Genomic DNA, 14,096 nt, shown 5'->3' with positions numbered 1-14,096 from the left:
TCGTGCGAGGGGATGCTTCTGCCCGTACGACCTCCGGATCACGATCTACGGGACTACTTCGCGGGGAGTAGTGACGGAATACGCCTGCCAAGGGAGGATCATCGCGGGCAAAGACCCTAATCTGCAGAGATGAGCTATCTGGACCGGTGGCCGCCGCTCGTCAAGGACGTCCTGCTCGCCGTGGTGGTGGCCGCCGCGCTGTCGGTCACCGTGGCAGACACGCCGGGCGTGGGAGCGCTCGACTTCGCGGCCGTCATCACCGGGTCGCTCTCCCTCGTCGCCTGGCGCCGGGCTCCCCTGGTGCCTCTGGCCGTCAGCACGGCCTGCATGCTCGTCTTCGCGGCGCACGCCCAGCCTGGTCCGCCGTCCGCCTTTCCCGTGCTGATATCGGTGTTCGCCGCGGTCAGGGCCGGCCACCGGTTGCCCGCGACGCTGGCGAGCGTGGTGTTCCTGGCCGGCAGCCTGGCGGTGAACCTCCCCAACGCTGACTGGTCCGGGCAGAATCTCCAGACCACCACACTGCTCGTAGGCTGGTTCCTCACGGCCGGCGTGACGGCGACGGTGAACCGGCACCGGCAGGCGTACCTTGAACAGGCCGAACAGCGGGCCGCCGAGGCCGAGCGCACCCGCGAGGAGATGGCCAGGCGCCGCGCCGGCGAGGAGCGGCTACGCATCGCCAGGGAGCTGCACGACTCGCTCACCCACAGCATCTCGATCATCAAGGTCCAGGCCGGGGTGGCCGTCCACCTGGCACGCAAGCGCGGCGAGGACGTGCCCGCGGCGCTGCTGGCGATCCAGGAGGCCAGCAGCGACGCCATGCGGGAGCTACGCGCCACGCTGGAGGTGCTGCGCGACTCCAGCGGCTCCGCCGACGCCGAGGTGCACTCCAGCGGGCTCGATCGGCTCGATGATCTCGTGGAGCGAGCCCGTTCGACAGGCCTGGCGGCCACGGTGACGATCTCCGGCGCGCGCCGCGAGCTGCCTGCTGAGGTGGACCGGGCCGCGTACCGGATCGTTCAGGAGGCCCTCACCAACGTCTCCAGGCACGCGGGCGGAGCCACGGCGGCGGTCCGCGTGGACTACGCGGGCGAGGAGCTGATCGTGCAGGTGGACGACGACGGGACGGCCACCAGCGACGCGCCGCCCGTGCCCGGCGTGGGCCTGCTCGGCATGCGTGAGCGCGTCACGGCCCTCGGCGGCCGGCTGCGTGCCGAGCCACGCCCCGAAGGGGGCTTCACCGTACGCGCCGAGCTTCCTCTCAAGGAGCCGTTGCCGGAAACGTCGCGGTCGAAAGAGACGCTTCCGTTGGAAGGGACATCGTGATCCGCGTCCTCATCGTGGACGACCAGGCGCTCATCCGCGGCAGCTTCCGCGCCCTGCTGGAGTCCGAGGACGACATCGAGGTGGTGGCCGAGGCCCCGAACGGTGAGCAGGCCATCGCGCTCGCCCTGGAGCACCTGCCCGACGTGGCCCTCCTCGACATCCAGATGCCGGTGATGGACGGCATCGAGGCGACCCGGCGGATCGCCGCCGACGAACGGCTGAGCGGCGTCCACGTCGTGATCCTCACCAACTTCGGTCTCGACGAGTACGTCTTCAACGCGCTGCGCGCCGGGGCCTGCGGGTTCCTGGTCAAGGACACCGAGCCCGCCGACCTGCTGCAAGGGGTCCGGGTAGCGGCCCGCGGCGACGCGCTGCTCTCCCCCGCGATCACCCGCCGCCTGATCGGCGAATACGTCGCCCGCCGCCCCGAGCCCGCGCCCGAGGGCCTGGACGTGCTCACCAACCGCGAGCGCGAGGTCACCGCACTGGTGGCCCGCGGCCTGTCCAACGATGAGATCGCCGCCCACATGGTGATCAGCCCGACCACCGCGAAGACGCATGTCAGCAGGGCGATGACCAAGCTGCGGGCGCGCGATCGGGCACAACTCGTCGTGTTCGCCTATGAATCCGGGCTTGTCACCCCGAGGCGTGGTGGAATAGATCGGGATCACTAGGAGGGGGCGCGTCGTGGGCATCGTTTCGCGGGGCTTCAGCGGAAGGCGCAGAGAGGGCGGCGACCGGCTGCCGCCCGGCCAATACCTGGTCGAGGACTTCCCGGTGTTGTCGGCCGGGCCGACGCCGCGGGTCCCGCTCGACCGGTGGGAGTTCGCCATCGACACCGAGGCCGAGCAGACCCACCGCTGGTCGTGGCAGGAGTTCATGGCCCTGCCCATGCAGACGCCGACGGTCGACATCCACTGCGTCACCAAGTGGACCAAACTCGGCACCAGCTGGGAGGGCGTCTCCCTCGACGTGTTCTTCGAGGACGTCGAGACCACCGCCGAATACGCGCTGGTCTACTCCTACGGCGGCTACACCACCAACCTGCCCCTCGAAGACCTGCTCGACGGCAAGGCGTGGATCGTGCACCGCTTCGACGGCGAGGAGCTGGCGCCACAGCACGGCGGCCCGGCCCGGCTGATCGTGCCGCACCTGTACTTCTGGAAGTCCGCCAAGTGGGTACGCGGCATCCGGCTGCTCAACGAGGACTGGCCCGGCTTCTGGGAGACCGCCGGCTACCACAACTACGGCGACCCGTGGCGCGAGCAGCGCTACGAGGGCGACTAGGTGCGCCGCCGCCTGACCTGGCAGGCCGCCCGCCTGCACGAGGTCCGCGACGAGACCGCCACCGCCCGCTCACTGGTGTTCGACGTGCCCGGCTGGCCAGGACACGTGGCGGGGCAGCACGTGGACGTGCGGCTGACGGCCGAGGACGGCTACACCACGCAACGCAGCTATTCGCTGGCCGCCCCCGCCGACGGCGACCGCATCGAGCTGACCGTGGAAGCCGTGCCCGACGGCGAGGTCTCGCCCTACCTGACCGAGGTGATCGAGCCCGGCGACCAGATCGAGATCCGCGGCCCGGTGGGCGGCTGGTTCGTCTGGCGGCCCGAGAACGAGGCTCCGGTGATGCTGGTCGGCGGCGGGTCCGGGGTCGTGCCGTTGATGGCGATGATCCGGGCGCGCCGGCAGGCCGGCAGCCGCGTGCCGTTCCGCCTCCTCTACTCGCTCCGCGACCAGGACCGCCGCTACTACGCCGCCGAGCTGCGCCGGCCAGAGCCCGGCCTGGACATCACCTACGTCTACACCAGGGCCGCACCGCCCGGCGCGGCCCGTCCGGCCGGGCGGATCACGCTGGCCGACCTGGCCGAGGGCGGCTGGCCGGCCGACTTCGCGCCGGACTGCTACGTGTGCGGATCGACCGGCTTCGTGGAAGCGGCCGCCGACCTGCTGCTGACGCTCGGGCACGCGCCTGAGCGGATCAGAACCGAACGATTCGGCCCGACCGGAGACTGACATGACTCACTTGGATGGCAATGCCCTGGGCGGGCCGCTCGGCGAGATCTTCGCCGTGGACGTCACCACCGCCACCGGCCGCTGCGCGAGTTGCGGACTGACGGGCCCCCTCGCCGCGCTCCACGTGTACGGCCCCGAGCCCGGCTTGGTCGCCCGCTGCCCGGGCTGCGAGGAGGTGGTGCTGAGGCTGGTACGCGGCCCCGGCACGGCGTGGCTGGACCTGCGCGGCGCCGTGTCACTCCGCATGGCCGTGCCTGACTGAGTACACTCAGGCACGTTCCACGGCCGAGATCAGTTACGGCGAGGCTCTTGGCCAGGGGCGGCGGCCCTTCGGCCCTGTCCCATGGGGAGTCACGTGAGCGGCGGGCTTGTCGACGCGCCACCCTCCGATCCTGGCGCGCCGCCACGACGCCGCAAGCGGCCCTGGCTGCGCTGGGTGATCGCGGTCGCGGTGACCGTCGTCCTCCTGGTCGGGGGCGTCGCGGTGGGCATCCTCGTCAAGCTCAACGGCAACATCAAGCACGAAGACGTCACCGCCGAGGATCTCGGCGCGACCCGCCCGCCCAAGGTCGCGGGCACCGCGATGAACATCCTGGTCGTCGGCTCCGACCAGCGCACCGGCAAGAACGCCAAGTACGGCAGCCACATCACGGGCGAGCGCACCGACACGATCATGCTGGTGCATGTCTCGTCGCAGCGCGACAACGCGATGGTGATCAGCTTCCCGCGCGACTCGCTGGTCCAGTTGCCGGCCTGCCGAGCCGCCGGCGGCCACCCCGGGCAGCGGCCGCACCTCGGCATGATCAACGAGTCGTTCAACTACGGCGGCATCGCCTGCACCTGGAAGACGATCGAGACGCTGACCCATATCCACATCGACCACTTCGTCAAGGTGGACTTCACCGGCTTCAAGAGCATGGTGAACGCCGTGGGCGGCGTGGAGGTCTGCCTGCCGCAGCGTGTGGACGACACGAAGGCGCTGCTGCACCTGCCCGCCGGGCGGCAGACGCTCAACGGCGAGCAGGCGCTGGGCTACGTACGCGCCCGTTACAGCCTGGGCGACGGCTCCGACATCGGGCGGATCCAGCGGCAGCAGATGTTCATCGCCTCGATGGTCAAGAAGGCGATGAGCGGCGAGACGCTCACCGACCCGGCCAAGCTCCTGGCCGTCCTCGACGCCGCCACGAAGGCGGTGACCACCGACCGCGGCCTGTCCGCGGGCGTCATGAAGGACCTGGCCACCAGCCTTCAGGGCCTGGACGCCGGGAAGATCCGCTTCATCACCACGCCGTGGCACTACTCACTCAGCCAGCCCGGCCGGGTCGAGTGGGTGCAGCCGCAGGCGGAGCGGCTCTTCCGGATCGTGGCCAGGGACCAGAGCGTCGAAGGCGTCAAGGGCGGCCAGGCCAAGGTGAGCCGTTCCAAGATCCAGATCGAGCTCCGCAACGGCACCTGGCGGAGCGGGCTGGGCACCCAAGTGGCGGCCTCGCTGGAGCAGCGCGGCTACCACATCACGAAGATCGGCGACTCGGCCCGCAAGCCGCAGCAGAAGACCATGATCCTCTACGGGCCCAACGGCGAGACCCGTGTGCCCACACTCACGAACGACCTCCTCGGCCCCGCCGCCCTCAGGCGGGTCGCCGCCGCGAACACGAGCCGGCTGGTGCTCGTGATCGGCGACGACTGGAAGGGCCTGAAACCGCTGCGCGCCGACGACACCGAGTCGATCAAGGGCTTCGACGCCACCCACGACTCCTGCGCCGCCTGACGGCGTCCCGTACGTCTCCCTATACAGTCACCTTTCGTGTTGTACGGCAGAGTTGCGGAAGTCGCCGCCATCGAGGCCCTGCTCGCGTCGGCCCGCGCCGGCGAGGGGCGCGCGCTGGCGCTCCGCGGCGAGGCGGGGATCGGCAAGTCCGCCCTCCTGGACCTGGCCGCCTCTCTTGCCGCGCACCAGCGCGGTCATGGGAATGCCGGCCCGATGCGGGTGTTGCGGGCCAGCGGGATCGAGTCGGAGTCCGACCTGGCCTTCGCCGCGCTGCACCAACTGCTGCATCCGGTGACCGGATTGCTGGACGAGCTCCCTGGGCCGCAGCGCGACGCGCTCTCCGGTGCGCTGGGTCTGGCCGCCGCTCCTGCCGGGGACCGATTCCTGGTGTCGGCGGGTGTGCTGTCGCTCCTGGCCGAGGCCGCGGCGCCGGGCGGGCTGCTGTGCCTGGTCGACGACGTGCAGTGGTTCGATCGAGCTTCGGCGGACGCGCTGCTGTTCGCGGCGAGGCGGCTGCGGACCGAGGGCGTCGCGATGCTCCTGGCCGTACGCGGGGACGCCGTGCTGAAGGGCGTGCCCGAGCTGCGGGTCGGCGGGCTGGACGAGGAGAGCTCCGGGCGGCTCCTCGCCGCCGCCGTCACCGTCGCGCCCGAGGTCAGGACCAGGCTGGCGGCCCTGACCGGTGGCAACCCGCTCGTGCTCCGCGAGATCGCCGCGTCGCTGTCGCCCGAGCAGCTCGCCGGGCGTGCGCCGTTGCCGGATCCGCTGCCGGGCGGGGAGCAGTTGTTCGGTGAGCAGGTGGCCCGGCTGTCCACGCCGGCCCGCCGCCTCCTGTTGCTGGCGTCCGTGGAGAGCGAGCTCGCCATGGTCTTGCGTGCCGCCGCCCACCTCGCCGGCTCCTGGCCGGACAGCCCGGGCGAGCCGGGAGCCGACGGGGTGCTGCACGAGGTGGAGGTGGCTGGGTTGGTGACGGTGTCCGATGGAATGATCAGGTTCCGGCATCCGCTCATCAGGTCGGCCGTGTATGCCGCCGCCACCTCTGTACAGCTCCGCGCCGCGCACGCCGCCCTGGCCGCGCTGGTGGACGACGACCGGCGCGCCCTGCACCTGGCCGCCGCGACGGTCGGCAGGGACGAGAACGTCGCCGCCGAGCTGGCGGCATCCGCCGAGCGGGCACGGGCCAGGGGCGGGTACGGCGACGCCGCGACGGCCCTCGCCCGATCGGCCGAGCTCACCCCCGACCCGCTCCTGAGGGCGGAACGCCTCAAGGACGCCGCCACCGCCGCCTGGCTGGGCGGCCGCCCCGGACAGGCCCAAACCCACCTCGCCGAGGCCCGCGAACTCGCCGAAAGCCATGGGCCCGTGGAGCATGGCCGGCTGCTGGAGGAGCTCGCGCAGTTGCGCGGACGCTTCGAGCTGAACTCCGGCGACGCCGCGGAGGCGGTGCGGATCCTGGCGTCGGGCGCGAGCATCGCCATGCTGGCGGACGCCAGCGAGGCCGCGAGTTACGTGGGCGACGTACGGGCCATCGTGGAGCTGGGACGGCGGGCCAGGGCACATCCGACCGGCTTCCTGCGGGACGTGGTGACCGGGATCGGCGCCATGCTGGAGGACGGCACCGGCGCGGAGCTGTTGCGCGGCGCGCTGGCCCGGGCCGGCGAGCTGACCGGGGCGGCAGAGCTGCTGTGGGCGTCGGCGGCGGCCAGCTACCTCGGAGAGGCCGACGTGTCCGCGGAGCTCGTCGAGCGGGCCGGGCGAGCCGCCAGGGTGTCGGGGATGGTCGGGCAACTGCCGGTCGTGCTGGAGTTCGTCTCGACGGGCGAGCGGTTCAAGGGCAGGCTCGCCGAGAGTGCGGCCATCGCTGAGGAGGGCCTGGAGCTGGCACGCGAGGCGGGGTACACCAATTCCGTCGCCGCCCACCTGGCGAACCTGGCCGTGGTGTCGGCCTTGCGGGGCGAGGAGGAGCAGTGCCGCCGCCAGGCCGAGGAGGCGCTGGCCATCGCGATCCCGCACCGCATCGGCCTGCGCGCGGGCGTGGCCGCGTACGCGCTGGCGATGCTGGACCTGGGCCTGGGCCGGTACGCGGCGGCGCACGCCCGGTTCACGGCGATCACCACGGCCGGCCCCGGAGCCGGTCACCCGACGGTGGTCTGGCGCTCGACGCCCGACCGGGTGGAAGCCGCCGTGGCGGCCGGCGAGCACGAGGCGGCCCGTGAGGCGCTGGCCGCGTATGAGAGATGGGCGGCGCACGCCACCACGGACGAGTCGCTGGCGCTGCTGGCCCGCTGCCGTGCCCTGCTCGGCGGCGAGAGCGGCCTGTTCGAGGAGGCCCTGCGCCGCCACGGTGAGCCGTTCGAGCAGGCGCGCACCGCGCTGCTCTACGGCGAGCACCTGCGCCGCGCGCAGCAGCCCGGCCAGGCGCGGCACCACCTTCGCGCGGCGTGGGAGACGTTCGAGCGGCTGGGCGCGGCACCGTGGGCCCGGCGGGCGCAGGGCGAGCTGCGAGCGGCGGGCGAGGCCGCGGGCCGGCCGGAGAGCGACGCCGCGGCCGCGCTGACCCCGCAGGAGCTGCGGATCGCCCTGCTGGTAGCGGAGGGGGCCTCCAGCAAGGAGGTCGCGGCCAGGCTGTTCCTCAGCCCTCGCACCGTCGAGTACCACCTCTACAAGATCTATCCCAAGCTCGGGATCACGACCCGTACTGAACTCGCCCGCCTGCTGTGAAGGCCAGTAGGACTACTGAAGGCCTCCGTAATCGTCCGGGGCAAGCTTGAGCCATGCAAACGAACATGATCAACATTGACGGCGTGGAACTCTGGACCGAAGAGTTCGGGGACGCCACGCACCCGCCGATCCTGCTGGTGATGGGGTCGATGACGCAGGGGATCCTGTGGCCGGACGAGTTCGTCGGGCGGCTGGCCGCGGCCGGGCGCCGAGTCATCAGGTACGACCACCGCGACACCGGCAAGTCGGCCACCTTCGACTTCGAGCAGCAGCCGTACACGTGGCTGGACATCAGGGACGACGTGCTCCGTGTGATGGACGCCTACGGGCTGGACAGCGCGCACCTCGTCTGCCACTCGGCGGGCGGGCTGCTCGGCCAGCTGATCGCCGTCGAGCAACCGGAACGGGTGCGCACGCTCACCGTGATCGGCTCCTCGCCGCTGGGCGGGCGCGAGGGCGAGGTGCTCCTGCGGGCGCTCACCGGGCAGCCGCAGCCGGAGGGCAGCCTGCCGCCGCCCAGGCCGGAGTTCGTGGAGTACTTCACGAAGATGATCATTGCGCCACCGCCTGCGGACCGGCGCGAGCAAGTGGAGCGCATGATCGCGGAGGCACGGGTGCTACACGGCACCGCGCTGCCGTTCGACGAGGACGCGGAGCGGCGCCTGCAGGAGCGGGTGCTCGAGCGGGCCCGTGACCTGTCGGCCGTGGTCAACCACCGTCTGGCGCACGCGGCCAACCCGGACATCGAGCCGGTGGACGCACTGGGCAAGGTGCAGGCGCCGACCCTGGTCATCGAGGGCACGCACGAGCCGGTCAAGCCCGGCCACAGCGCGATCATCGCCGAGCGGATCCCGGGCGCGGAGCTGCTGATGATCGACGGCATGGGGCACACGCTGGCGCCCCAGGCGTACGAGCAGCTGGCCACGGCCATCGTCCGGCACACGGAACGTTAGGCGATGAAGCCCGAGAGGGCGGCGAGCGCGTCCACGACCTGGCGGGCGTCGGGCGTGCTCGCCGGGTCGAGCAGCCACTGCAGCATGAGCCCGTCCGTGATCGCCACCACCACCGACACCAGCACCTCGGGCGACACCGGCGGCTCGACGCCGAGCTGTGCCGCCGCCCTCCTGATCATGTCGGCGCCTGCCTGCCGCGTCCGGGCGTAGGCCTCGGCCAGCTTTTCCCGCAGCACGGGCTCGCGCAACGCCGCCGGGTAGCCCTCGACGCACAGGACGAGCTGCGGCCGCATCTCCTCGAACACGTCGACCAGCGCGGCCATGGCCCGCTCCAGCATCTCTCTGGGGCTGCTCAGCTCCGTGCCGAACAACGACCGCTCGACGTATGCGGTCCACTGGTCGAAGACGCCGGCTACGGCCTCGTTGAGCAGCGCGTCCTTGCCACCGAAGTGGTAGCCGATGGAGGCCAGGTTGGTGCCGGAGGCGGCGACCAGGTCTCGCGCGGTGGTGCGGGCATAGCCCTTCTCCTGCAGGCAGGCCACCGCGCCCGCCAGCAACTTCTCCCGGTATCCACCGGCCTCTGTTCGCGCCACGCAATCCATGCTACAGATGTATACGAGCGTCTATGACGTACGTATACATTCATGAGGAGGTTCGAGATGCTCCCTCCGGGACCAAAGCTTCCGTCGCTGGTGCAGACCGCGTGGTTCATGTGGGACTCGCCCGGCCTGATGGAGAGCCTGCACCGCAGGTACGGGCCCATCTTCACGGTGCGCTACGCGGGCTTCCCGCCGGAGGTCTACGTGACCACCGCGGAGCTCGCCGCGCAGGTCTACCAGACCGACCAGGGCGGCGGGCGCGCCGGTGAGGCGCGGCGCGACTTCCTGGAGCACATGGTCGGCGCGCACTCGGTGCTCACGCTGGACGGCGACGACTGGTGGCGGCACCGCAAGCTGCTCAACCCGCCGCTGCGGGCCAAGCAGGTCGCCGGCTACCACGACGAGATCACCGCGATCGCGGCGGAGAAGATCGCGACCTGGCCGCTGGGCAGGCCGTTCGCGCTCCGCGAGCGGATGCAGGACATCACGCTGGAGATCATCATCAGGCTGATCTTCGGCATCCGGGACGCCGGACGGGTCCGCAGGCTCCGGGCACTGCTCCCTGAGCTGATCGAGACCGGCGGATCCATGCAGCTCCTCGCCCTGCCCGAGCGGCTGCGCGGCCTGGCGGCGCGGGTGCCGTTCCTGGCGTCCGGGCGATTCGTCCGGCTCAGGGCCGAGGTGGACACGATCCTGTTCGACGAGATCCGCCGCCGCCGCGCGACGCCGGGCGGTACGGATGTGCTCGGCAGGTTGCTCGAGACCGAGCTGGGCGACCAGGAGATCCGCGACGAGCTGGTCACCATGCTGATCGCCGGCCACGAGACCACCGCGACCGGCCTGGCTTGGGCCTTCGAGCGGCTCCTGCGCATGCCGCCCGAGATCATGGGGAAGCTGCCGGACGACGAGCCCTACCTCGACGCGGTGGTCAAGGAGGTGCTACGCGTCCGGCCCGTCGTCTATGAGGCGCCACGCCTGCTCGACGTCCCGCTCCGGCTGGGCGAATACGAGATCCCGGCCGGCTGGTACGCCGGGCCGTACATCCCGCTCGTGCACCGCGACCCCGAAGCGTTCCCCTCTCCCGAGGAGTTCCGCCCGGAACGCTTCATGGACGGGCACCAGAACAGGGCCTGGATGCCCTTCGGCGGCGGCCGGCGCTTCTGCGTCGGCGCGCAGCTCGCGCTTTTGGAGATGCGGGTCATCATTCGCGAGGTGCTGAACCGCCTGGAGCTCTCGGCGCCCGATCAGGCGCCGGAGGCCAGGCGGCTGAAGAACGTCACCCTCGCACCCGCGAAGCTGACCCGCGTCATTGCGCGCGCTCGGACTCCTGCTCGGATGCCGTAGACGGGTGGCTCTCCTCGTGCCGCGTGTCGGCACCGAGCTCCTCCCGGAGCCGGTCGTAGTCGATGTTGTGGTTGGTGTACTTCAGCTGGCGAGCGACCTTCGTCTGCTTCGCCTTGGCTCTTCCTCGGCCCATGGCTACTCCCTAGTCCCCGCTGTCATGCTATCCAACAACATGGTGACTTGAAGAATTATGCAACTCCGCTGGATTAGTCTGGGCTATATGCACGTGGAGGTCTATCAGGCCAAGGCCGACTTCTTCCGAACGCTCGGCCACCCCGCTCGCATCAGAGTGTTGGAGCTACTCCAGGAAGGGCCGCTACCCGTCAGGGACCTACTGGCCCAGATCGACATCGAGCCGTCGAGCCTCTCCCAGCAGCTCGGAGTCCTGCGCAGGGCCGGCATCGTGAGCGCGATCCGCGAGGGCAGCACCGTGGTCTACACACTGGCCACACCGGAGCTGGCGGATCTGCTCGGCGCGGCCCGCCGCATCCTCACCGACATGCTCGCCGACCAAGGGGAGCTGCTCGCGGAGTTGCGTGCGGAGGTCACCTAGCGAACGGACACCAGGCCGCAGGTGGAAGGGCAGATCCATTAGGCTCTCGTCCATGGTCTCCGAGCTGTTCGATCCCAAGGCATGGCAGGTGGTCGAGGGATTCGACTTCACCGACATCACCTACCACCGTGCGGTGGACCAGGGCACGGTGCGGATCGCCTTCAACCGCCCCGAAGTGCGCAACGCCTTCCGCCCGCAGACCGTCGACGAGCTCTACCGCGCGCTCGACCACGCCCGGCAGACCACCGATGTCGGCTGCGTGCTGCTCACCGGCAACGGCCCGTCACCGAAGGACGGGGGCTGGGCGTTCTGCTCGGGCGGCGACCAGCGCATCAGGGGGAAGGACGGCTATCAGTACGCCGACGGCTCGGCCTCGACCGGTCGCCTGCACATCCTGGAGGTGCAGCGCCTGATCCGCTTCATGCCCAAGGTGGTGATCTGCGTGGTGCCGGGGTGGGCGGCGGGCGGCGGCCACAGCCTCCACGTCGTGGCGGACCTCACGCTGGCCAGCGAGGAGCACGCCCGCTTCAAGCAGACCGACGCCGACGTGGCCAGTTTCGACGGCGGTTTCGGCTCGGCCTATCTGGCACGTCAGGTCGGGCAGAAGTTCGCCCGCGAGATCTTCTTCCTCGGCGACACCTACACCGCGGCCGACGCCCACCGCATGGGCATGGTCAACGCCGTGGTGCCGCACGCGGAGCTGGAGAGCACGGCCCTGGAGTGGGCCCGCAAGATCAACGGCAAGTCGCCCACGGCGCAGCGCATGCTGAAGTTCGCCTTCAACATGATCGACGACGGGCTGGTGGGTCAGCAGGTGTTCGCGGGCGAGGCGACGCGGCTGGCGTACATGACGGACGAGGCGGCCGAGGGGCGCGACTCGTTCCTGGAGAAGCGCGCCCCGGACTGGTCGCCCTTCCCCTGGCACTACTGATGCGGATCACGGTCCCGCCGGCCCTGACCGCATCCCACATCAAGTACGACGGGGAGGCCGGGCGTGCCTGGTCCGCCGGGCTCCCCGCGCTGGCCGAGCGCTACCTGGAGGAATGGGAGCTGCGGCTCGACGGCGAGCCCGGGCACGGCGTGGTGTCGCTGGTGCTGCCGGTGCTCCGCACGGACGGCACCAAGGCCGCTCTGAAGCTGCAGCCGGTCACCGCCGAGAACGCCACCGAGGCGATGGGGCTGCGTGCGTGGGACGGGGACGGGTCGGTGCGGCTGCTCGCTTCCGACCCCGGCACCGGCACCCTGCTGCTGGAACGGCTGCACGCCGACCGCCCTCTTTCGGCCCTGCCCGACGACATCGAGGCGCTGACGATCCTGACCGAGCTGCTCGCCCGGCTCGTCGCCCACCCCGCGCCCGAGGGCATGCGCCGCCTCGGCGACATCGCGCAGGCGATGCTCGACGACGTGGACGAGGCGCTCACGAAGCTGCCCCGTGACCGGGACCGCCGCTGGTTGCGCTGGTGCGCCGACGCGGTCGCCGGGCTCGTCTCCGAGCCCGGCGACCGGCTGCTGCACTGGGACCTGCACTACGACAACGTGCTGGCGGCCGACCGGGAGCCGTGGCTGGCCATCGACCCGAAGCCGCTGGCCGGCGACCCGGGGTTCGACCTCGCGCCCGCCCTGTGGAACCGGTGGGACGACGTGGTCGCCACCGGCGACGTGACCCGGGCGGTGCTGCGCCGCTTCGACCTGATGGTGGACGGGCTCGGCCTCGATCCCCAGCGGGCGGCCGGCTGGACGCTCGGCCGGATGCTGCAGAACGCCCTGTGGGACGTCGAGGACGGCGAGCGTGAGCTCAACGAGATCGGCCTCGCCGTCGCCGAGGCCGTACGCGTCAGGTCGTGATGACGACCTTCCCCTGGCCGTGGCCGGTCTCGATCTCCCGGTGCGCGTCCGCGGCCTCCTCCAGCCGGTACGCCCGCCGCACCGGGAACCTGAAGCGGCCCTCGGCGTACAAAGCGGCGTAGCGCCCGAGCCGCTCGGCCGAACGCTCGCCCCGAACGAGCTTGACCCCCAGCTCGGCCGCCTTGCCATGCTCGACCAGGGTGACGATCCGCCCGCGGTCGGACACCAGCTCCAACGAGACCTCCAAAGCATGGCCTCCCGCCCCGTCCAGGGCGGCGTCGACCCCGCCCGGCGCGAGCGCCCGCACCCGGTCGGCCAGACCCTCCCCGTACCGGACCGGGATGGCGCCGAGGTCGCGCAGGTAGTCGTGGTTCACCTCACGGGCGGTGCCGATCACGCGCACGCCCCGCATCCTGGCGATCTGCACGGCGGCCGTCCCCACGGACCCGGCCGCGCCGTGCACGAGCAGCGTCTCTCCCTCCTTGACGCCGAGCCCGTCCAGGGCCAGCTCGGCCGTCTGCACGCCCGCGGTCAGCCCGCCGGCCACCTCCCACGGAATCCCCGCGGGCTTGGGCGCCACGTTCGCCCCGTTCACCACGATGTACTCGGCGTAGGCGTACAGCGCCGAGAACCCCAGCACCTCGTCCCCGGCCGACACCCCGGTCACGCCTTCGCCCACCTGGTCGACCACACCCGCGAACTCGTTGCCAGGAATGCGCGGGTAGGGGACCTCGTCCAGGTAAGGCGGCAACCAGCCCGCCCGTACGGCCGCGTCGAACGGCTGCACTCCGGCCGCGCGCACCCGCACGCGTACCTGCCCCGGACCCGCCTGGGGCGCCGGGAGCTCCATCACCTTCAGTACCTCGGGACCACCGGGCTCGGCGAAGGCCGCCGCCCTCATCACTTCGCTCATGCGCCCCAGCCTGCTTCCTCAACCATGCTTGAGGTCAAGTGCTCAGACCGTTCGGGAACTT

At 71.3% G+C, this 14,096-nt stretch carries 15 protein-coding genes; 12 read left to right on the top strand and 3 right to left on the bottom strand.

The genetic code is table 11. From position 1 onward, the window contains the following. The first annotated feature begins 129 nt into the window (after positions 1-129). From OHA25_RS09585 to OHA25_RS09550, 8 genes are all read left to right on the top strand, one after another. Complete coding sequence (locus OHA25_RS09585; protein ID WP_327587217.1) at positions 130-1,323, top strand: sensor histidine kinase; 1,194 nt, start codon at positions 130-132, stop codon at positions 1,321-1,323. Beyond that, positions 1,320-1,997, top strand: coding sequence for a response regulator transcription factor (locus tag OHA25_RS09580; protein ID WP_327587216.1), 678 nt, complete (start codon positions 1,320-1,322; stop codon positions 1,995-1,997). The genes OHA25_RS09585 and OHA25_RS09580 overlap by 4 nt, the downstream gene beginning before the upstream one ends. A gap of 13 nt (positions 1,998-2,010) precedes the next feature. Beyond that, complete coding sequence (locus OHA25_RS09575) at positions 2,011-2,610, top strand: sulfite oxidase-like oxidoreductase (RefSeq protein WP_327587215.1); 600 nt, start codon at positions 2,011-2,013, stop codon at positions 2,608-2,610. Next, complete coding sequence (locus tag OHA25_RS09570; protein WP_327587214.1) at positions 2,611-3,339, top strand: ferredoxin reductase; 729 nt, start codon at positions 2,611-2,613, stop codon at positions 3,337-3,339. 1 nt (position 3,340) lies between these two features. Beyond that, positions 3,341-3,601, top strand: coding sequence for a DUF6510 family protein (locus tag OHA25_RS09565; protein ID WP_327587213.1), 261 nt, complete (start codon positions 3,341-3,343; stop codon positions 3,599-3,601). Positions 3,602-3,694: 93 nt separating this feature from the next. Then, a complete protein-coding gene (locus tag OHA25_RS09560) occupies positions 3,695-5,107 on the top strand; it encodes an LCP family protein (RefSeq protein ID WP_327587212.1) in 1,413 nt (470 codons plus the stop codon). Between the two features lie 36 nt (positions 5,108-5,143). Then, positions 5,144-7,828, top strand: a complete 2,685-nt coding sequence (locus tag OHA25_RS09555; protein ID WP_327587211.1) for an AAA family ATPase — start codon at positions 5,144-5,146, stop codon at positions 7,826-7,828. Between the two features lie 65 nt (positions 7,829-7,893). After that, on the top strand, positions 7,894-8,781 hold the full coding sequence (locus tag OHA25_RS09550; protein WP_327587210.1) for an alpha/beta fold hydrolase: 888 nt from the start codon (positions 7,894-7,896) through the stop codon (positions 8,779-8,781). On the opposite strand, the gene OHA25_RS09545 is transcribed toward OHA25_RS09550, so the two are convergent. Then, complete coding sequence (locus tag OHA25_RS09545) at positions 8,778-9,374, bottom strand: TetR/AcrR family transcriptional regulator (protein WP_327587209.1); 597 nt, start codon at positions 9,372-9,374, stop codon at positions 8,778-8,780. The two genes, OHA25_RS09550 and OHA25_RS09545, sit on opposite strands and share 4 nt — an antisense overlap. A 51-nt stretch (positions 9,375-9,425) precedes the next feature. Here OHA25_RS09545 and OHA25_RS09540 point away from each other — a divergent pair, with 51 nt between their 5' ends. Beyond that, complete coding sequence (locus OHA25_RS09540) at positions 9,426-10,724, top strand: cytochrome P450 (protein ID WP_327587208.1); 1,299 nt, start codon at positions 9,426-9,428, stop codon at positions 10,722-10,724. Here the strand turns inward: OHA25_RS09540 and OHA25_RS09535 are convergent. Then, positions 10,687-10,857: a DUF3073 domain-containing protein gene (locus OHA25_RS09535; protein ID WP_327587207.1), complete on the bottom strand. Its 171-nt coding sequence runs from the start codon at positions 10,855-10,857 to the stop codon at positions 10,687-10,689. The genes OHA25_RS09540 and OHA25_RS09535 overlap by 38 nt on opposite strands. An 87-nt stretch (positions 10,858-10,944) precedes the next feature. Here OHA25_RS09535 and OHA25_RS09530 point away from each other — a divergent pair, with 87 nt between their 5' ends. Genes OHA25_RS09530 through OHA25_RS09520 form a run of 3 tightly spaced genes read left to right on the top strand, consistent with a single transcriptional unit; the run spans position 10,945 to position 13,122 of the window. Further along, positions 10,945-11,277, top strand: a complete 333-nt coding sequence (locus tag OHA25_RS09530; RefSeq protein WP_327587206.1) for an ArsR/SmtB family transcription factor — start codon at positions 10,945-10,947, stop codon at positions 11,275-11,277. Between the two features lie 52 nt (positions 11,278-11,329). Next, positions 11,330-12,208, top strand: a complete 879-nt coding sequence (locus OHA25_RS09525) for a 1,4-dihydroxy-2-naphthoyl-CoA synthase (protein WP_305917474.1) — start codon at positions 11,330-11,332, stop codon at positions 12,206-12,208. Then, positions 12,208-13,122: an aminoglycoside phosphotransferase family protein gene (locus OHA25_RS09520; RefSeq protein WP_327587205.1), complete on the top strand. Its 915-nt coding sequence runs from the start codon at positions 12,208-12,210 to the stop codon at positions 13,120-13,122. Before OHA25_RS09525 ends, OHA25_RS09520 begins: the two co-directional genes overlap by 1 nt. On the opposite strand, the gene OHA25_RS09515 is transcribed toward OHA25_RS09520, so the two are convergent. Next, positions 13,112-14,023, bottom strand: a complete 912-nt coding sequence (locus OHA25_RS09515) for an NADP-dependent oxidoreductase (protein WP_327590952.1) — start codon at positions 14,021-14,023, stop codon at positions 13,112-13,114. The two genes, OHA25_RS09520 and OHA25_RS09515, sit on opposite strands and share 11 nt — an antisense overlap. Positions 14,024-14,096 lie beyond the last annotated feature (73 nt).

This window comes from Nonomuraea sp. NBC_00507 (assembly GCF_036013525.1).
Taxonomy (GTDB): domain Bacteria; phylum Actinomycetota; class Actinomycetes; order Streptosporangiales; family Streptosporangiaceae; genus Nonomuraea.
The sequence above is the reverse complement of the archived record's forward strand: the minus strand, read 5'-3'. Positions and strand labels throughout refer to the sequence as shown.